This is a genomic window from Streptomyces sp. NPDC041129 (assembly GCF_055592265.1).
This window is the reverse complement of sequence record NZ_JBVIYV010000010.1, coordinates 235,503-254,019: the sequence shown is the minus strand read 5'-3', so window position 1 is coordinate 254,019 and position 18,517 is coordinate 235,503. Positions and strand designations below refer to the sequence as shown.

The following is an 18,517-nucleotide window of genomic DNA, read 5'->3' as shown; positions in this document are numbered from 1 at the left end:
CGGGAGCGTGGCTGAAGATGATCGTCGGAGGAGCGGATCATAGGACAGTCCGGGGCCGGTGCGCCGTGCTCGGTACGGGCGCACTCGCACGTCGGGGCCCCGACGGGGAAAGATGGACCCCGAGCGATCGATCACACCGATGCGGAGGAGCGGACTCATGCCGCACGAGCGAGCGGGACGGCCGGCCGGTCCCGAGGACCTCATCGACGTGGCCCGGCTGGTCACGGCGTACTACGCGCTGCGTCCGGACCCGGCGGACCCCGGTCAGCGGGTGGCGTTCGGCACGTCGGGACACCGGGGTTCGTCCCTGGCGAGCGCCTTCAACGAGGACCACATCGCCGCCACCAGCCAGGCCATCTGCGAGTACCGCTCGGCGCAGGGGGTGGACGGCCCGCTGTTCCTCGGCACCGACACGCACGCCCTGTCCGAGCCCGCCAGGGTCACCGCGCTGGAGGTGTTCGCGGCCAACGACGTGACCGTGCTCATCGACAGCGCGGACGGCTACACCCCGACCCCGGCCGTGTCGCACGCCATCCTCACCCACAACCGGGGCCGTGACACCGGTCTCGCCGACGGCGTCGTCGTCACCCCGTCGCACAACCCGCCCGCCGACGGCGGATTCAAGTACAACCCGCCCAGCGGCGGCCCGGCTGCCTCGGACGCGACGTCCTGGATCCAGGACCGCGCCAACCAGATCATCACGGGTGGCCTGAAGGAGGTACGGCGGCTGCCGTACGCCCGCGCCCTCGCCGCCGGCACCACCCGGCGCTACGACTTCCTCGGCGCCTACGTCGGCGACCTGCCGAGCGTCCTGGACCTCGACGCGATCCGCGCGGCCGGGGTGCGTATCGGCGCCGACCCGCTCGGCGGTGCGTCCGTCGCCTACTGGGGTCGGATCGCCGAACAGCACCGCCTCGACCTGACCGTGGTCAACCCGCACACCGACCCCACCTGGCGTTTCATGACGCTGGACTGGGACGGCAAGATCCGCATGGACTGCTCGTCTCCCTACGCGATGGCCTCGCTGATCGAGCAGAGCGACCGGTTCCGCATCGCCACCGGAAACGACGCCGACGCCGACCGGCACGGAATCGTCACCCCGGACGGGGGCCTGATGAACCCCAACCACTACCTCGCCGTCGCCATCTCCTACCTCTACCGGCACCGCGAGCAGTGGCCCGCCGGCACCGGCATCGGCAAGACCCTGGTCTCCTCCACGATGATCGACCGGGTCGCCGCCGACCTGGACCGGCAACTGGTCGAGGTGCCGGTCGGGTTCAAGTGGTTCGTGGACGGGCTGGCCGGCGGCACCCTCGGCTTCGGCGGCGAGGAGTCGGCCGGGGCGTCCTTCCTGCGCCGGGACGGCTCGGTGTGGACCACCGACAAGGACGGCATCCTGCTGGCCCTGCTCGCCTCCGAGATCACGGCCGTCACCGACCGGACCCCCTCGGAGCACTACGCCGGCCTGACCGCCCGCTTCGGCGAACCCGCCTACGCCCGCATCGACGCCCCGGCGACCCGTGAGCAGAAGGCATTGCTCGCCAAGCTGTCCCCGGCCCAGGTCACCGCCGACACCCTGGCGGGCGAGGCGGTCACCGGCGTCCTCACCGAGGCGCCCGGCAACGGCGCCGCCATCGGCGGGATCAAGGTCACCACCGCCAACGCCTGGTTCGCCGCCCGCCCTTCGGGCACCGAGGACGTCTACAAGGTCTACGCCGAGTCCTTCCTCGGCCCCGGCCACCTCGCCCGGGTGCAGGAGGAGGCCAAGGGCGTGGTCCAGGCCGCGCTCGGCGGCTGAGCCCCGCGGACCGTACGACGGCCCCGGCGCGCCTGCGCCGGGGCCGTCGCCGCGCGGTGCTCAGCCGCGCCCGCGCCCGTGGTCCAGCCGGTCCAGCACGGCCCGCGCCATGGCGTCCTCGCCCCGCGCGTTGGGATGCGCGGGGGCCGCGGGCGCGGCCGGCCTCAGCGGCTCGATCCAGCGGTCGGCGGGTGCCTTGCACATGTCATGGCCCACCGTGGGCCCGTAGGTGTCGGCGTACTCGACCCGGTTCCACGCGGCGACCGTGCGCAGCATCAGGTTCAGCCGCTTCTCGGTGTCCCGGAGATAGGGGAAGTCCTTCGCCGCGAACGGCACCGCCGGGAAACAGCCGACGCCGTCGTCGGGGAGCAGGTCCGGGTAACCGACGAGGACGACCCGCGCGTGCGGTGCGCGCCGGTGCACGGCCCGCAGCACCTGGTCGATCTTCGGCGCGGTGCGCAGGACGGCGAGGGCCAACTGGTCGTATCCGCCGGACTTGTACGAGCGCTCGCAGGGGTTGCCGGCCGGCTCCTGGGCACCGAGGCGGGCGCAGGTGCTGATGATCGAGCCGAACCCGACGTCGTTGCCGCCGATCTGGACCGTCACCAGGTCGGTGTTCCGGTCCAGCGCGTCGAGCTGTGCCGCGTTGCTCCCCTGCGCCTGCCACATCTCGTTCGTCGTGGCCCCGGCGCAGCTCACGTCCTTGAACGTGCTCACCCCGCGCCACGACGCCAGCAACGAGGGGTAGTTGTGGTCGGAGCGGGCGCACTCGGCGTTCACCTGCCGCGGGATGAGCGGGCCCGAGGTGTAGGAGTCCCCGAGGGAGACATAGGTGAGCTCGTGGCCGTGTCCGGCGGGGTGGGCGGCGGCGGGCACCGTGGCGGCGGCGACGAGGGCGCAGCCCCCGAGTGCCGTCCCCAGTACGGTGGTCCGCCACCGGCCTCTCGCCCCGTCGGCCGCGCGCGTGTCGTTCGCCATGGTTCCTCCCCCAGAGGCCGGGCACACGGGCCCGCCCCGAGCGGCGGTCCGCGTTTCAACTGGGCCTGTATACCGCCCAGTAGGTCACGCGGGCCATAAGCGGGAAGGAACATTCGCGGCCGCCGGGGCCGGGGCGGGCACGACCGCGCGCGCCGCCCCGGGCAGCCGTACCGTCAGACCCCGGGCGCAGGTCCCGCCACGGCGGCCGAGTCCGTCGTGGCGGCCGGCTCCATCACGGGAGCAGGGTCCATCATCGGAGCGGAGTCCAGCACGGCGGTCGGCCCCAGCAGGGAGTCGTCCTCGGGGCGCGCCCCGGACAGCCGGTGCCGGGCGGCTATCAGCGCCATGTCGACGTCCTTGGTGCCCGTGGCCACGCACAGCGAGTAGGCGATGTCCGCCAGCCGCTGCCGGGCCTGCGGCGTGCTCTCCTCGGCGCCGAGCAGCGTGAGGGTCTCGTACTGTGCGATCAGGTCCTTCAGTACCGCGGGGTGAGCCATCAGCATGAGATCCGCCTTCCTGGTGCGAAGCCGAGGTCGATCAAGTCGAGAGCCGACTACCCGCGCCGCGGCCCGGCATGTCACCCGGTCCGCCGGGCTGGTCCCCGGCGGATCCGATCATGCCCTCGCGCGGATGTGAAAAGCTGGGGGCACCCATGTCCCCGCGACGCAGGAGGAGTTGCCGCATGGCCGTCATCCACCGCACCACCCTCACTCCGACCAAACTGGAACTCCTCGCCGAATGGCTGCCCGGCCGCCCGTGGTACCGCGGGGGACCGTCCCCCGAACTGGAGAAGTCCGGCGGCTTCCGGCTGGACGATCCGGCGGGCGAGGTCGGGATCGAGTTCATGGTGACCACGGACACCTCCGGCCCCGAGCCGGTCGCCTACCTGGTTCCGCTCACCTACCGGGGTGCCCCGCTGGCCGGTGCCGAGCACGCGCTGATCGGCACGTCGGAGCACGGTGTGCTGGGCAAGCGCTGGGTCTACGACGGCTGCCACGACCCGGTGCTGCTCACCGAGCTGCTCTCGCTGATCGAGGGCCGGGCCGGGGCCATGGCGCAGAGCATCACCGACACACCGGACCGGGAGGTGACCCGCGCCTACACCGGCGAGCCGTTCCCCCGGGGAGAACTCACCCCGCGCCCCACCGACGACGAACACGGCACCCGCCTGCCCGCGCCGCACGGCACGACCCTCCATGTCCACCGCGTCCCCGTCCCCGTCGCCGGGACCGCGCCGCTGCCCGACGGCGACCCGCTCGGTCATGTCGCGGGCGGCTGGCCGGGGCCGGACGGCACCCGTCTCGGCGCCGTCCTCATGACCCTGGGCTCCCGCTGACCGCCACATCCGCATGGCCCAACGTCCGGCCGGAGTGACACCGCACGGCCGTATCCGGAGTGCGGTGCGGTCCGACCCCGGGTCAGATGGATTCCGTGCGAAGCCATATAACCCTTCACCGCCGCCGCTCACGCTGGTCCGTCACCGGCGCTCTGACCGGCCTCCTGCTGTCCCTGACGACACCCGCGGCCGTGCCCTCGCCGGCCGGCGGGTCCACGCCCGAGCGCGGCAGCGCCTACATGGGCATCGGAGTACTGACCCACGACGGCACCGGCCCCACGGACGAGGCCACGCCGTCGGTTCCCCGGGCGACCCAGACCGAAGGCGTGGACGTCGCCAGCTACCAGGGCAACGTCGCCTGGCCGACGCTGTGGAGCAGCGGCGTCCGCTGGGCCTATACCAAGGCCTCGGAAGGGACGTACTACACGAACCCCTACTTCACGCAGCAGTACACCGGGTCGCGTGACGCCGGCATGATCCGCGGCGCCTACCACTTCGCGACCCCCGACACCACCAACGGCGCCACCCAGGCCGACTACTTCGTCGACCACGGCGGCGGCTGGTCCAAGGACGGCAAGACCCTGCCCGGTGTGCTCGACATCGAGTGGAACCCGTACGGCGCCGACTGCTACGGCAAGTCGCAGAGCGGGATGGTCACCTGGATCCGCGACTTCCTGAACCGCTACAAGACGCGCACCGGCCGCCACGCCGTCATCTACACGGCGACCAGCTGGTGGACCCAGTGCACCGGAAACTACGGCGGCTTCGGCGCGAACAACCCGCTCTGGATCGCCCGTTACGCCTCCTCGGCGGGGACGCTGCCCTCGGGCTGGTCGGCGTACACCATGTGGCAGTACACCTCGACCGGCCCGACGGTCGGCGATCACGACAGGTTCGACGGCTCGGTGGACAAGGTCGTCGCGCTCGCCAAGGGCTGACGTGCCGCGGGCGGCACCGCGCCCGCCGCCGCCCGCGTCAGGTCGGGACGACCAGATGGTCCGCCAGCCGGTGGGCCTGGGCGAGCAGCGCCCCGTAGGTCGCGATGTCGTCCGGGTCGTCCGTCGTCGAGCGGACCAGGTCCCGGCGCAGTTCCTGGAGCGTGCCGCGCAGTTCCGCCACCGCCTCGCGCAGTCCGTCCTCGCTCGAATGACCGAACCGGCTGTGGCTGTAGAGCCGCAGGGCGTGAGCGGTCTGGTACAGGAACGCCGCGTAGCGGCGGGCGAGTTCCGGGTGCGGCCGGGGCGCGGGGCGGTCCTGTGCCGCGGCCTCGAGCACCGTACGGGTCACACCCGCGGTGTGCACGGCCGCGTAGTCCAGCACCAGGACGGCGTCGTCGTACCCCTTGCCGGGCAGCGCCGCGGCTCCGTTCCGGCGGCGCGGGTTGGCCCGCAGGCTCTCCCGGCCGAGGTCCACCGCGGCATGGGCCTGCTCCACCCGGGAGCGCAGACGCAGGGCGCGCTCGTGCCGGGCGCCGGCCTCCTCGGCGTCCCAGCGTCCCTCGGCCAGCCCGTCGGCCACGTCGCGCAGGATGTCGTGGGCCTCGTCGGTGGCGTCTCGCAGCACCGCACTGGTGTCGCGCAGGTACACGGGGGGCCGGATCAGCGCGTTGACGGCGATGCCGACCAGGGCGCCGAAGAGGGCCTCGCCGAGCCGTGCCGCCGAGGTGCCGACCGACACGGCACCTCCGGTCAGGACGAACAGGGCGCCGGTGGCCGCGTAGATCCCCTGACTGCCCAGGCGCCGCCAGCACCCCAGCAGCATCGCCGAGGGCAGGACGATGGCCATCGCGGTCATCGTGTCGCTCAGCAGCAGTCCGACGGCGGTGGCGACGACCGTACCGGCCGCGATCGCGGCGAGCTGCTGCAGCCCGCGCGCGATGGACCGGTACACGGTCGACTCCACCAGCACCACCGCCACCCAGGGCGCGACGAACGCCACCGGCGCCTTCAGCCACCAGCCCGCCACCGCCCAGGCCACCCAGGCGGCCAGCGCGGCCTTCAGCGCCTGCACGGCCAGATCCCGCTCCCGGCCGGGCCCCGCGGCGGCCCGGCGCACCGCCGCCACCGCCTCCGACATATCCCGTCGTACCGCTTGCCACATCAATCGCATTCCACGCACGACGCACCGGGTGCCACGAGGAGCGGGTCCCCATGCGGGGGCCGTTACGCTCAGGGCGGAGCGGGGCGCAGCGCGCGCATCACCGCCCAGACCACCGAGACGAACGGGACGGCCACGACCGCCCCGATCACTCCCCCCACGATGCTGCCCGCGATGACGGACACGGCGACGACGAGCGGGTGCAGCCGGACCGCCCAGCTCAGGACCAGCGGGTGCAGCACATGCCCCTCGAACTGGCCGATGACGACGATGAGCGCGAGCACGGCCAGGGCCGTCAGCGGCCCGCGCCCGGCCAGGGCCACCACGGTGGCCACCCCGAGCGCCACCGGCGAGCCGACCAGGGGTACGAACGCGGCGAAGAACTCCAGCAGCGTCAGGGGCAGCGCCAGCGGCACCCGCAGCACGAGCAGGGCGATGCCGACGAGTACGGCGTTGGTGGCGGCGACGATGATGATCCCCCGGGTGTATCCGGCGAACGTCCGCCAGGCCGTGCTCCCCGCCCGGTCCCAGGCCGCACGCGCTCCGCTCGGCAGCAGCTGGTCGCGCGCCCAGGCCCACAGGCGCTCACCGGAGTGGATGAAGAACACCGAGGCGAAGAGCGCGAGCGCGCCGCCCGTGACCAGTTCCACCACCCTGCCGAGCTGGGTCACCGCGCTGCTGAGCAGCTTGGAGCGGTGGGCGTCGATGTAGTTCGTCACCTGGTTCTCCAGGGCGGAGAGCCGGCCCGCGCTGAGCCGGAGCGGTGGGCGCTGCAGCCACAGTTCGATCCGGTGCACCCCGCCGCGGAGCTCACCCGCCAGCGTGGCCGACTCGCTCGCCACCGCGTTGCCCACGAGCGCGAGCAGGGAGAGCAGCAGCAACAGGCTGCCGACCAGGGCGACGGCGACGCTCATCGGCCGCGGCAGGACGCGGCCGAGCAGATCGGCGAGCGGACGCAGGACCGAGGTGATGATGAGAGCGAGGAACAGCGCCACGGCGATGAGCTGGAAGCGGCCGAGCACGGTGAAGACGCCGTACACCACGGCGCCGACCAGGATGAGCCGCCAGGCGTAGGCCGCGGTGATCCGCAGCCAGGGCATGATCCGCGCCGCCACCGCGGCGTCGGGACCGGGACGGGCGCCCGCCGGGAGCCGCACGGAGTGCGCGGGCCGGCTGCCCAGCACCGTCCCACGCGTCCGGCGTCCCCGGCCCGCCCGCCGTCCCGGACCGCCCACCCGGCCTCCCATGCGCTCACCGTGTCGATGGTGTGACTTTCGGTCACTGTCGGCAACGTTACGGGCAGGTGGGCGCCGTACCCGCACAACGCGCCCGTCCCGCCCGGCGCCGTCCGATTCCACCGACGCGGGGGGCGTCACAGGACCTTCACACGCCGTGGACGTTGGGGCGGCGCCGGCACGGGCACTCGCCCGCCGTACTCGCAGGGAGGAGCTCCTCCAGTGGTCTTCGTCGCACTTCTGCTGCTTCCCGCCCTCAGCGTGCTGCTCTTCGGCCTCGACCAGGTCGAGGGCCGCTGGGTCACCCGGCCCAGCGGGGCGCGGCACGCCCGCAGGCGGCCCTTCTTCCGGCGCCCCTGGGGACGGGTGCCGCACCAACGGTGACGCACGGCCGCCCGCCGCCGTCACCGCCGTCCCTGCTCCCCGCCCTCTCCCGCGGCGCGCTCCACCGGGAGCAGCTCCCGGATGTCCGAGGGAAGCGCACCGGCCATCCGTTCGGTCAGCTCCGGGGCGAGGGCCGCGTCGAGCACCTCCAGGACGGCCGCGGCCTCCCTGAGGGCCGTGTCCTCGTCCGTACCCGCCCGGTCGGCGATCCGGCCCGCGAACACCGTGAGACCGAAACGCTCACCCGCGTGACCCGAGTCGGCACCGGCCTCGGCGGCCGCTTCCCGCATGGAGGCCGCGAGGTCCGGCGGCAGCTGCGCGGCCACATGGCGGGCCAGCCCGGACGGCAGCCGTTCCGAGAGCGTGCACACCACCGCCCGCGTCGCCCGCTCCGCCGTGCCGCTGTCGGGCAGCCGGGCCAGGGTCCGTACCTTTCCGATCATCTCGTCGTGATGCATCAGGCCGGTTCCTTCCTCATCGGCGGCGGCCCGGCCGTCCGGTCCGGCGGCCGGCTCAGCCGTCGGCCGTCCGCTGGGTCCACGTCCACGCGTACTGCAGCCAGTCCGCCACCGTCAGCGCGCTGAAACCCCCGCCGACCAGCCGGGTCAGCCGCGGCGACGCGGCGTAGGAGCACATCAGTGCCGTCGCCACCCAGGCCGAGGTGCAGAACGGGCACGCCAGCAGGTCGCCCACCGCCCTGCGCATGCCGGTGCCCCGCGGCTCGTCCATGACCTCGCCCGCCTCGCCCTCGTCGGCGCGGCGGGAGAACGGGGCACGCAGAAAACTCGTGATCCGGTCCCTGGTCAGCAGCCGGGACACCTTGTACGTCGCCGTGCCCAGCAGGGCGACGTCCCACGGCGGCAGCTCCCGCGGCAGCGTCACGCCCCGTCGCCGGGCCACCACCGCGTAGGTGCTCACGCCCGTGCCGAACACGGAGGCGAGAGCGGCGTAGCCCGCCAGGGGCACCTCGCCACGGTCGTCGTACCGTGCGTCGTCCGTCGTCATGGGGCCTCCCGGTGCGCCGCCCCGCCCGGGGGCGGGCCCGCCCCGAGTTCCCTGCGCGTACCGGGCCACACGTCACCGCCGCGGTGACGTGGCCGAAGCCACATATGACGAAGTTCCCAGCCGTCCCACGGGCGCCGGGTCCGGGGCTACCGTGGCGCGGAGCCCCTGTTCCCCGACGCGTCCCGGACGGCCCGGCAGTGCTCACAGACCTCTCTCCCCTCATCGCCGCGACGGCCCGCTGGCTGACGGGCTCCTACCCGGCGAGCGGCGGCGCGCTGGCCACCGCCCGCTGCGAGGCGCAGGCCCGGCAGGCCGTGACGGCCGCCGCGTGGCTGCGGTACCCGACCGAGACCGACGCGGCCCTGGTCACCATGGCCGGCCCCGGTGGCGCGGCGCGCCTGGACTGGATGAGCGGCGCGGACCCGGGCGGCGACGGCACGGCCGAGGAGTGGGCGTGGCGCACCTGGGTCGACGAGGTCGTGGCGAGCTGGGCCGCGAGCCTGCTGGCCGATCCCGATCTGGCCCGGCTGGCCGTCGGCGCTCTCGCCGGCTCGGAGCACACCTCCGGCCCGGCGGAGGAGTTCCGGCGGCTTCTCGCCCCCGACGAGGGCGACCGGAGCGCCGCCGCGCTGCTGCGCCACCCCGACCTGCTCGCCCCCGTGGCCGCGCTCCACCACGATCAGCTCCTGGACCGCCTCGCGGCCGGACCGGCGCTCGCCGCCTGACGGCCGGCTGCCGCGCGCCGCTCCCGGCGGACACCGAACGACGCCGAACGTTCGGAAAGCGCCCCATGCGAGCCGGTTGGCGGAAGGTATCCGACCGAGCCTGACGAAACGCCGCACCGGTTCTTCACGGCACCCCGTGAAAGGACGAACATGCCGCGTCATGGACATTTTGCTCGTCGCAAGCGCGTTCAACAGCCTCTCCCAACGGGTGTACGCCGAGCTCTCGGACCTGGGCCACCGGGTGGACGTCGTGCTCGCCACGCAGGGCACGGACCCGGTCCGGGCCGCCGTCCGCGAACTGCGCCCCGACCTGGTCGTCGCGCCGATGCTGAAGTCGGCCCTGCCCGAGGACGTCTGGCGCGACCACACCTGCCTGATCGTGCACCCGGGACCACCCGGTGACCGCGGCCCGTCCGCCCTGGACTGGGCGATCGCCGAACAGGCCCCGCACTGGGGCGTCACCGTCCTCCAGGCCGAGGCGGCCATGGACGCCGGCGACATCTGGGCTGCGCAGCCCTTCCCGGTACCGCCCGTCGGCAAGAGCGACCTGTACCGCAACGAGGCCTCCGACGCCGCCGTGGCCGCCGTCCTGCTCGCCGTGCGCCGGTACGCCGACGCCTCGTACAAACCCCGCCCGCAGACCGGCGACCCGGACACCGCGCCGCGGATCGTGTGGCGTGACTTCCATCGGCAGGAGCGGCGCCGCATCGACTGGGAGAACGACGGCACCGAGGCCGTGCTGCGCAAGCTGCGCGGCGCCGACTCACAGCCGGGCGTCCTCGACGAGCTCCTCGGCCGGGAGGTGTTCCTGCACGGCGGGCACCACGAGGACCTGCTCCGCGGCCGCCCCGGCGAACTGCTCGCCACCCGGTCCGGCGCGGTCTGCCGCGCCACCCGCGACGGCGCCGTGTGGATCCCGGAACTGCGCCCGCGCAAGAACTCCGGCGACCCCGCGCCCTTCCGGCGCCCGGCCGCCTCCGTACTGGCCTCCTTCCCGGACGCCCCCCGCCTGCCCGAGGACACCGTCCCCCTGGAACCGCCCCCGGACCGGCGCACCTGGAGCGACATCCGCTACCGCCGGCGCGGCGACGCGGGCTTCCTGACCTTCGCCTTCCCCGGCGGCGCGATGAGCACGGAGCAGTGCCGCAGGCTGCTCACCGCCTACCGGTACGCGCTCGCCCGCCCCACCCCCGTACTGGTACTCGGCTCGGACCGGGACTTCTTCTCCAACGGCATCCACCTGAACGTCATCGAGGCGGCCGCCGACCCGGCCGAGGAGTCCTGGATCAACCTCAACGCCATGGACGACCTGGTGGAGGCGGTGCTGCGCACCACCGACCGGCTGGTGGTGACCGCACTCCCCGGCAACGCGGCCGCGGGCGGCGCCATGCTCGCCCTCGCCGCCGACGAGGTGTGGTGCCGGACCGGCACCGTCCTCAACCCGCACTACCGGCGCATGGGCCTGTACGGCTCCGAGTTCTGGACCTACACCCTGCCGCGCCGGGTGGGAGACGGCCTGGCCCACCGGCTGACCGGCGAGGCGCTGCCGCTCAGTGCCGCCTCGGCCGGCCGGATCGGACTGGTGGACCGGCTGGTGCCCGCCGCGCCGGGGGAGTTCCGCGCCCAGGTCGAGCGGCTGGCCGCGGACCTCGCGGCCGCTCCGGACCTCGCCCGGCGGATCGCCGCCAAGGACACGGCCCGCCGTCTGGACGAGGCACGCCGGCCGCTCGCGGAGTACCGACGCGACGAACTCGACCGTATGCACGCCGTCTTCTTCGACCCCGGGGCCCCGTACCACGCCCTGCGCTCCGCCTTCGTGCGCAAGAAGACGGCCGGTTCCGTCCGGCCACTGGCACCGGTCGCGGGAGACCTCGGATGAGCGCCCCGCCCGGCCGGCTGCTCGTGGCGGGCGTCGGCAACATCTTCCTCGGCGACGACGCCTTCGGCCCCGAGGTGATCAGCGCCCTCGGCCGGCGCCCGCTGCCGCCCGGCGCCACGGTTCGGGACTTCGGCATCCGCGGCATGGACCTCGCCTACGCCCTGCTCGGCGGCTGCGCCACCGCCCTCCTGATCGACGCCGCCCCGCGCGGACACCGGCCCGGCACCCTCACCCTGCTCGAGGCCGAACCGCCCGACGGGAGCGTCGTGCCCGAGGCGCACGGCCTCGACCCGGAGAAGGTGCTGGCCCTCGCCACCCACCTGGGCGAGGAGCCGCTGCCCCGCGTCCTCGTGCTCGCCTGCGAGCCCGCCGTCCTGCCGACGGGCGACGAGGACATCGCGCCGGGACTGAGCGCACCGGTGCGGGAGGCCGTCGGCCGGGCCGTCGACGCGCTGCACACGCTCGTCCCCGTCCTGCTGGCCGACCCCGCCGCACCCGCGCCCCCGTTGGGCCGCCCGATGGAATCCGGGCCCCCGCTCACGGCTGCGCTGCCCCGCCTCACGGCCGGCGCGGCCGAAGATCGGTGAGACCCCCGGGCCGCACAGGGCGTGGCCGGGGCCTTCCGTCCCACGACCGCGAGGAGCTGCGCCCATGTGCCGGTCCGACGTCAAGCAGGCCGTCCTGGCGAAGAACGACGACCTGGCCGCGAGTCTGCGCGAGGACCTGGCCCTGAAGGGCGTGGCGGTGGTCAACCTGCTGTCCAGCCCCGGCAGCGGCAAGACGGAGCTCCTCGGCCGGGTCCTGGCGCGGGCGGTGGACCGGGGTGTGCCCGTCGCCGCGCTCACCGCCGACCTCGCCACCGAGAACGACGCCGTCCGGCTGGCCCGCTCGGGCGCGCCGGTCCGGCAGCTGCTGACCGACGGACTGTGCCATCTGGAGGCCCGGCAGGTACGCGGGCACCTCGACGGCTGGCTGCCGGAGGACACCGCGGTGCTCTTCGTGGAGAACGTCGGCAACCTCGTCTGCCCGGCCTCCTACGACCTCGGCGAGACCCTGCGGATCGTGCTCATGGCGGTCACCGAGGGCGAGGACAAACCGCTGAAGTACCCGACCGCGTTCGGCTCCGCCCACCTGGTCGTCATCACCAAGACCGACCTGGCAGAGGCGGCCGGCTTCGACGAGGCCGCCTTCCGGGCCAACGTCCAGCGAGTCAACCCGGGCGTGGAGATCGTACGGTCCTGCGCCCGCACCGGCGACGGCTCCGACACCCTCCTGGAGCACGCGCTCGCCGCCCGCGACACGGCCCCGCCGCACCGGCCGCCGCTCGCCCCGCACCCCCACGGCCACCACCATCCCGCCTCCGCCCCCGCCTCGTGACCGCGCCCGCGACCGGCCGGGTGCGCCGCCGGATCACCGTGCGCGGCACGGTGCAGGGAGTCGGCTTCCGGCCGTACGTGCACCGCCTGGCCGCCGAACTGGCCCTGGCCGGGTTCGTCGGCAACACCGCGAGCGGCGTGCTCATCGAGGTCGAGGGCCCGGCGGAGGACGTGGCCCTCTTCCACGACCGGCTGGTGAAGGAGCCGCCCCCGCTGGCCGTCGTGACCGGCGTCGGGTGCGAGGAACTCCCCGCCACCGGAGCCGCCGAACCCTTCACCATTCGCCCCACCGGTTTGTCCACGGGCCGCACCCAGCTCCCGCCCGACACCGCGACCTGCCCGGACTGCCTGCGCGAGCTGGCCGATCCGGCCGACCGCAGACACCGCCACCCGTTCATCACCTGCACCCACTGCGGCCCCCGCTACACCATCGCCACCGCGATGCCCTACGACCGCGCGGCCACGACCATGGCCGGCTTCCCGCTGTGTCCCCCCTGCGCCCACGAGTACGGCGACCCGGCCGACCGGCGCTTCCACGCCCAGCCCGTCGCCTGCCCCGACTGCGGCCCGCGGCTCACCCTGACCCCGGCCGCCGGCACCCGCGTCCGCCCGGCCCGGGACGCCGACGCCCTGGCCACGGCGCGGGCGCTGCTGGCCGCCGGCCGGATCGTCGCCGTCAAGGGCGTCGGCGGCTACCACCTGGCCTGCGACGCCACGGACGCACGGGCGGTCGCCACCCTGCGGGACCGCAAGGAGCGCGGCGGCAAGGCCTTCGCCGTGATGTGCGCCGACCTGGGCACCGCGCAGGACATCGCGGACATCACCACCGCCGAACGCGCCGCCCTCACCAGCGCCCGCCGCCCCGTCGTCCTGCTGCGCCGCCGCCGGACCACGGCGGGACCCCGGCTCGCCGACCAGGTCTGCCCGGGCAGCCCGTACATCGGCGTCATGCTGCCCTACACCCCCCTGCACACCCTGCTCCTCGGACTGCCCGGCGATCCTCCCGGACCCCGCGTGCTGGTCATGACCAGCGGAAACCGCTCCGGCGAACCCATCGTCACCGACGACGCCGAAGCACGGGACCGTCTCGCCGGCCTCGCCGACGCCTGGCTCGCCCACGACCGGCCCATCGCCTCCCCGTGCGACGACTCCCTGCTGCGGGTGCGCCCCGACGGCACCGAACAGGTGCTGCGCCGCTCCCGCGGCTACGTCCCCCGCCCGCTGCGCCTGCCGGTCCCGGTGCGCCCCGTGCTCGCCGTCGGCGGAGACCTGAAGAACGCCCTGTGCCTAGGCGACGGCGACCAGGCCTGGTTCGGTCCGCACATCGGCGACATGGGCGACCTCGCCACCCTCGACGCCGCCGCGCGGGCCGAACGCCACGTCACCGGCCTCACCGGCGTCACCCCCGGGCTGATCGCCGCCGACCGGCACCCCCGCTACCACTCGACCGGCTGGGCGCGGCGCCTGTCCGGGGAACGCGGCCTGCCACCGCCCGCCCTGGTCCAGCACCACCACGCCCACATCGCCGCCGTGATGGCCGAACACGGCCTCGACGGCTCCACACCGGTGATCGGCGTCGCCTTCGACGGCACCGGATACGGCGACGACGGCACCGTGTGGGGCGGCGAGGTACTGCTGGCCCACTACTCCGGCTTCCGCCGCTTCGCCCACCTGGCCACGGCCCCGCTGCCCGGCGGCGACGCGGGCGTGGCCAACCCGTGCCGGCTGGCGCTGGCCCGGCTGTGGGCCGCCGGGCTGCCGTGGGAGCCGGACCTGCCGAGCCTCCTCGCCTGCACCGACGCCGAACTCTTCGTGCTACGACAGCAGTTGGAGCGTGACGTCGCCTGCGTGCCCACCTCCAGCATGGGCCGACTCTTCGACGCCGTGTCCTCACTGGCCGGGGTCTGCCACCGCACCGGGTACGAGGCGCAGGCCGCGCTGGAGCTGGAGGCCGCGGCGACCGAGGCCTGGGGCACGGACACCGGCGCCTACCCCTTCCGCTTCGGCGCCGGCCACCGGATGGAACCCGGGCCCCTGCTGGAGTCGCTCCTCGCCGACCAGCGCCGCGGCACCCCCGCGCCGGTGCTCGCGGCCCGCTTCCACCGTGGGGTCGCGCGGGCCGTCGCGGAGGTCTGCCGGCGGGCCCGCCGGTCCGCCGGCCCGACCACCGTGGCCCTCACCGGCGGTGTCTTCGCCAACGCACTGCTGGAGGCGGAGTGCGCCGCCCTGCTGGACGCGGACGGCTTCACCGTCCTGCGGCACCACGAAGTGCCCCCCAACGACGGCGGGCTGGCGCTCGGCCAGCTCATGGTCGCGGGAACGGCAAACCACCACGAGACGGAGTGACCCATGTGTCTGGCAGTGCCCGGCAAGGTCGTGTCCATCGACCATCGCGCCGACCCGCTCACCGGGCTGATCGACTTCGGTGGAGTGCAGAAACAGGCGTGTCTGGAGTACCTGCCCGATGTGCGGGTGGGGGAGTACGTCATCGTCCACGTCGGCTTCGCCCTGCAGCGCCTGGACGAGGAGTCCGCCCGGGCCTCCCTGGAGCTCTTCGAGCAACTGGGTCTGCTGGAGGAGGAGTTCGGCGACGCCTGGGAGCAGGCGGCCCGGCAGGAGAGCGGGAGCGAGGTCCAGTGAAGTACATCGACGAGTTCAACGACCCCGACCTGGCACGCCGGTTGCTGGACGAGATCCGCGCCACGGCCACCCGCCCCTGGGCGCTGATGGAGGTGTGCGGCGGCCAGACGCACTCCATCATCCGGCACGGCATCGACCAGCTCCTGCCGGAGCAGGTGGAGTTGATCCACGGGCCCGGCTGCCCCGTGTGCGTCACGCCGCTCGACGTCATCGACAAGGCACTGGCGATCGCCGCCCGCCCCGACGTCGTCTTCTGCTCCTTCGGCGACATGCTGCGGGTGCCCGGCACCGACCGGGACCTGTTCCGGGTCAAGAGCGAGGGCGGTGACGTACGGGTGGTGTACTCGCCGCTCGACGCCCTGGAACTCGCCCGCAGGAACCCCGGCCGGCAGGTGGTGTTCTTCGCGATCGGCTTCGAGACCACCGCCCCCGCCAACGCCATGGCCGTCCACCAGGCCCGCCGGCTGGGCCTGACCAACTTCAGCCTGCTGGTCTCCCACGTCCGGGTCCCCCCGGCGATCGAGGCCATCATGACCGCCCCCGCCTGCCGGGTGCAGGGCTTCCTCGCCGCCGGACACGTGTGCAGCGTCATGGGCACCGCCGAATACCCGGGGCTGGCCGAGAAGCACCGGGTGCCGATCGTCGTCACCGGCTTCGAACCGCTGGACATCCTCGAGGGCATCCGCCGCACCGTCCACCAGCTCGAACGCGGCGAGCACCGCGTCGACAACGCCTACGCCCGGGCCGTGCGCGACCAGGGCAACCCGGCGGCCCGGCGGATGATCGAGGAGGTCTTCGAGGTCACCGACCGCAACTGGCGCGGCATCGGCCTCATCCCGGCCAGCGGCTGGCGGCTCAGCGAGGCCTTCCGCGACCACGACGCCGAGCACCGCTTCGACGTCACGGACATCCGCACCGAGGAACCCGCCGTGTGCCGCGCCGGCGAGGTCCTGCAGGGCCTGATCAAGCCGACCGAGTGCGAGGCGTTCGGCAAGGCCTGCACCCCGCGCACCCCACTCGGCGCCACCATGGTCTCCAGCGAGGGTGCCTGCGCGGCCTACTACCTGTACCGGCGGATGAGCGGCGGCCCGGCACCCCGGGGATCCCGCATTCCGCAGGAGGAGATGAACCCCGTTGGCTGACCTCGCAACCGAAGCGGCCCCCGGCGCCCCGAAGGCGTCCGCCGACGCCGCCGAAGCGCCCGTCGACCCCGCGAACTGGACCTGTCCCGCCCCCCTGCGCGACCAGCCGGTCGTGGTCATGGGCCACGGCGGGGGCGGCGCGCTGTCCGCCGAGCTGATCGACCAGGTCTTCGCCCCCGCCTACGGCAACCCCACGCTCGCCACGATGGCCGACTCCGCCGTGTTCGAGCTGGGCGGCGCACGCCTCGCCTTCTCCACCGACTCCTACGTCGTACGGCCGCTGTTCTTCCCCGGCGGCTGCCTCGGCGACCTCGCCGTCAACGGCACCGTCAACGACCTGGCGATGAGCGGCGCCCGGCCCGCCTACCTCTCCACGGCCTTCGTCCTGGAGGAGGGCGTGGAACTGGCCGTCGTCGGACGGATCGCCCGCGCCATCGGCTCGGCGGCCGAGGCGGCCGGGGTCACCGTCGCCACCGGCGACACCAAGGTCGTGGAGTCCGGACACGGCGACGGCGTCTACGTCACAACCGCCGGCGTCGGCCTGGTACCCGACGGCGTCGACATCCGCCCGCAGCGCGCCCGGCCCGGCGACGCGGTCATTGTCAGCGGGCCGATCGGGCTGCACGGCGTGGCGATCATGAGCGTGCGGGAAGGTCTGGAGTTCGGCGTGGAGATCGCCTCCGACACCGCGCCGCTGGCCGGTCTGGTGGCGTCCATGCTGGCGGTCACCAAGGACATCCACGTCCTGCGCGACCCCACCCGGGGCGGGCTCGGCGCCTCGCTCAACGAGATCGCCCGCGCCTCCGGCACCGGTGTACGGCTGCGGGAGCGCGCCCTCCCCGTCCCCGACGAGGTCGCGAACGCCTGCGGGTTCCTCGGCCTCGACCCGCTCTACGTCGCCAACGAGGGGCGGCTCGTCGCCTTCGTGCCCCAGGACCGGGCCGAGGCCGTGCTGGAGGCGATGCGCGCCCACCCGCACGGCACCGGGGCGACCGTCATCGGCAGTTGCGTGGAGGAGCACCCCGGCATGGTCGTCGTGGCCACCGGACTCGGCGGCACCCGGGTGCTCGACCTGCCGCTGGGCGAGCAACTGCCGCGCATCTGCTGAAGCGGCCCAGGAACGGGAACGGCCCCGCGCTCAGCGCGGGGCCGGTACCGCTTCCACATCCGTGATCTCCAGCTCCCGTCCGCTGCGCAGCTCCTGCGAGGGACGGTCGCAGCGCGGGCACCAGAAGAACGGTGGCATGCCCACCGCGAACTCCTCGGCGCACCCGCCGCACCAGGCCTGTGCCGTCACCTCTTCGACGACGAGCCGGGCCCCGGCCAGTGCCGTACCGTCCCGGGCCACCTCGAAGGCGAACTGGAGCGCGTCCGGCACCACACCCGCCAGCTCCCCGACCCGGACGGTCACCGCCGACACACCGTCGGCGCCGTCCGCCCGGGCGATCTCCTCCGCCTGCTCCACGATCGCGGTCGCGATCGACAGCTCGTGCATGCGGCGGACTCAGGGGTACCGGCGGTGCGCGCGGAGCCCACCGGTCATCCGGTAGATCCGCACCTCCCGCACCAGGCCGGGCAGCTCCTTCAGGAACAGGGCCGTCACCACGCCGCCCACCAGGGCGGCCTGCGCGAGCAGCACCTGCCGTCCGGTCGTCACCGACCTCGTCGTCTTCCTTGCCGTTCCACAGCGTCTGTTCACTTTCCGCCCTCTCATCCCGGTGAGATGTTCGGCATGGCGTCGATCAGGGCGTCATGCCGCTTCCAGTGGATCCCGGTGGAGCGGCGGGCGTCGGACGTGCCGTCCTTGTGGAATCCGGTCTGCCGGTCGCGCGGGCCGCTGTTGCCCTGGTGCAGACCGGGCACATGGCTGGGTGTGTCGGGCTTCGCCTGGGCGCGGCCCACTCGGATGCTGCCCATCGTGT

General features: G+C 74.0%; 21 protein-coding genes. 12 read left to right on the top strand and 9 right to left on the bottom strand.

All coding sequences use genetic code 11. The annotated features are described in order from the left end of the window. Nucleotides 1-157 precede the first annotated feature (157 nt). Entirely contained in the window at nt 158-1,798 is a 1,641-nt protein-coding gene (gene pgm / locus ACZ6B1_RS28485; protein ID WP_468782985.1) for a phosphoglucomutase (alpha-D-glucose-1,6-bisphosphate-dependent), read from the top strand. Nucleotides 1,799-1,858: 60 nt separating this feature from the next. Here the strand turns inward: pgm and ACZ6B1_RS28480 are convergent, their stop codons facing one another. Continuing rightward, entirely contained in the window at nt 1,859-2,776 is a 918-nt protein-coding gene (locus tag ACZ6B1_RS28480; protein WP_468782983.1) for an SGNH/GDSL hydrolase family protein, read from the bottom strand. 173 nt (nt 2,777-2,949) lie between these two features. After that, on the bottom strand, nt 2,950-3,279 hold the full coding sequence (locus ACZ6B1_RS28475; RefSeq protein WP_468782981.1) for a DUF5133 domain-containing protein: 330 nt from the start codon (nt 3,277-3,279) through the stop codon (nt 2,950-2,952). A gap of 179 nt (nt 3,280-3,458) precedes the next feature. On the opposite strand from ACZ6B1_RS28475, the gene ACZ6B1_RS28470 reads away from it, so the two are divergent. Further along, nucleotides 3,459-4,112: a maltokinase N-terminal cap-like domain-containing protein gene (locus ACZ6B1_RS28470; RefSeq protein ID WP_468782979.1), complete on the top strand. Its 654-nt coding sequence runs from the start codon at nt 3,459-3,461 to the stop codon at nt 4,110-4,112. 86 nt (nt 4,113-4,198) lie between these two features. Beyond that, nucleotides 4,199-5,050, top strand: a complete 852-nt coding sequence (locus ACZ6B1_RS28465; RefSeq protein WP_468782978.1) for a lysozyme — start codon at nt 4,199-4,201, stop codon at nt 5,048-5,050. Between the two features lie 37 nt (nt 5,051-5,087). Here ACZ6B1_RS28465 and ACZ6B1_RS28460 read toward each other — a convergent pair whose 3' ends face one another. Next, nucleotides 5,088-6,188 (bottom strand): FUSC family protein, encoded by a 1,101-nt coding sequence (locus ACZ6B1_RS28460; protein ID WP_468782976.1) that lies wholly within the window; start codon nt 6,186-6,188, stop codon nt 5,088-5,090. Nucleotides 6,189-6,280: 92 nt separating this feature from the next. Continuing rightward, nucleotides 6,281-7,456, bottom strand: a complete 1,176-nt coding sequence (locus ACZ6B1_RS28455) for an AI-2E family transporter (RefSeq protein ID WP_468782974.1) — start codon at nt 7,454-7,456, stop codon at nt 6,281-6,283. A gap of 210 nt (nt 7,457-7,666) precedes the next feature. Here ACZ6B1_RS28455 and ACZ6B1_RS28450 point away from each other — a divergent pair, with 210 nt between their 5' ends. Further along, nucleotides 7,667-7,828, top strand: coding sequence for a hypothetical protein (locus tag ACZ6B1_RS28450; protein ID WP_468782973.1), 162 nt, complete (start codon nt 7,667-7,669; stop codon nt 7,826-7,828). A gap of 20 nt (nt 7,829-7,848) precedes the next feature. Here ACZ6B1_RS28450 and ACZ6B1_RS28445 read toward each other — a convergent pair whose 3' ends face one another. Continuing rightward, nucleotides 7,849-8,286 carry a DUF2267 domain-containing protein gene (locus ACZ6B1_RS28445; RefSeq protein ID WP_468782971.1) on the bottom strand — a complete coding sequence of 146 codons (438 nt, stop codon included), beginning with the start codon at nt 8,284-8,286 and terminating at the stop codon, nt 7,849-7,851. Between the two features lie 55 nt (nt 8,287-8,341). Further along, a complete protein-coding gene (locus tag ACZ6B1_RS28440; RefSeq protein WP_468782969.1) occupies nt 8,342-8,833 on the bottom strand; it encodes a DUF1360 domain-containing protein in 492 nt (163 codons plus the stop codon). Between the two features lie 197 nt (nt 8,834-9,030). On the opposite strand from ACZ6B1_RS28440, the gene ACZ6B1_RS28435 reads away from it, so the two are divergent. The 8 genes from ACZ6B1_RS28435 (at nt 9,031) to hypE (ending at nt 17,703) form a co-directional block, all read left to right on the top strand. Beyond that, entirely contained in the window at nt 9,031-9,558 is a 528-nt protein-coding gene (locus tag ACZ6B1_RS28435) for a hypothetical protein (RefSeq protein WP_468782967.1), read from the top strand. A gap of 160 nt (nt 9,559-9,718) precedes the next feature. Next, the gene (locus ACZ6B1_RS28430) at nt 9,719-11,437 is read left to right on the top strand and encodes an enoyl-CoA hydratase-related protein (protein WP_468782965.1); all 1,719 of its coding nucleotides are present in this window, start codon (nt 9,719-9,721) and stop codon (nt 11,435-11,437) included. Next, on the top strand, nt 11,434-12,024 hold the full coding sequence (locus ACZ6B1_RS28425) for a hydrogenase maturation protease (RefSeq protein WP_468782963.1): 591 nt from the start codon (nt 11,434-11,436) through the stop codon (nt 12,022-12,024). The genes ACZ6B1_RS28430 and ACZ6B1_RS28425 overlap by 4 nt, the downstream gene beginning before the upstream one ends. A gap of 64 nt (nt 12,025-12,088) precedes the next feature. Then, nucleotides 12,089-12,814: a hydrogenase nickel incorporation protein HypB gene (hypB, locus tag ACZ6B1_RS28420; protein WP_468782961.1), complete on the top strand. Its 726-nt coding sequence runs from the start codon at nt 12,089-12,091 to the stop codon at nt 12,812-12,814. Then, on the top strand, nt 12,811-15,159 hold the full coding sequence (hypF, locus tag ACZ6B1_RS28415) for a carbamoyltransferase HypF (protein WP_468782959.1): 2,349 nt from the start codon (nt 12,811-12,813) through the stop codon (nt 15,157-15,159). Before hypB ends, hypF begins: the two co-directional genes overlap by 4 nt. A gap of 3 nt (nt 15,160-15,162) precedes the next feature. After that, entirely contained in the window at nt 15,163-15,453 is a 291-nt protein-coding gene (locus ACZ6B1_RS28410) for a HypC/HybG/HupF family hydrogenase formation chaperone (protein WP_359555742.1), read from the top strand. Beyond that, nucleotides 15,450-16,595, top strand: coding sequence for a hydrogenase formation protein HypD (gene hypD, locus ACZ6B1_RS28405; RefSeq protein ID WP_468782957.1), 1,146 nt, complete (start codon nt 15,450-15,452; stop codon nt 16,593-16,595). The genes ACZ6B1_RS28410 and hypD overlap by 4 nt, the downstream gene beginning before the upstream one ends. Continuing rightward, nucleotides 16,588-17,703: a hydrogenase expression/formation protein HypE gene (gene hypE / locus ACZ6B1_RS28400; protein ID WP_468782955.1), complete on the top strand. Its 1,116-nt coding sequence runs from the start codon at nt 16,588-16,590 to the stop codon at nt 17,701-17,703. The genes hypD and hypE overlap by 8 nt, the downstream gene beginning before the upstream one ends. Before the next feature lie 30 nt (nt 17,704-17,733). Here hypE and hypA read toward each other — a convergent pair whose 3' ends face one another. Genes hypA through ACZ6B1_RS28385 form a run of 3 tightly spaced genes read right to left on the bottom strand, consistent with a single transcriptional unit; the run spans nt 17,734 to nt 18,512 of the window. Then, nucleotides 17,734-18,090 carry a hydrogenase maturation nickel metallochaperone HypA gene (gene hypA, locus ACZ6B1_RS28395; protein WP_468782953.1) on the bottom strand — a complete coding sequence of 119 codons (357 nt, stop codon included), beginning with the start codon at nt 18,088-18,090 and terminating at the stop codon, nt 17,734-17,736. Nucleotides 18,091-18,099: 9 nt separating this feature from the next. Beyond that, nucleotides 18,100-18,252 carry a hypothetical protein gene (locus ACZ6B1_RS28390; protein WP_468782951.1) on the bottom strand — a complete coding sequence of 51 codons (153 nt, stop codon included), beginning with the start codon at nt 18,250-18,252 and terminating at the stop codon, nt 18,100-18,102. A gap of 53 nt (nt 18,253-18,305) precedes the next feature. Further along, nucleotides 18,306-18,512 (bottom strand): hypothetical protein, encoded by a 207-nt coding sequence (locus ACZ6B1_RS28385; protein WP_468782950.1) that lies wholly within the window; start codon nt 18,510-18,512, stop codon nt 18,306-18,308. Nucleotides 18,513-18,517: the final 5 nt, after the last annotated feature.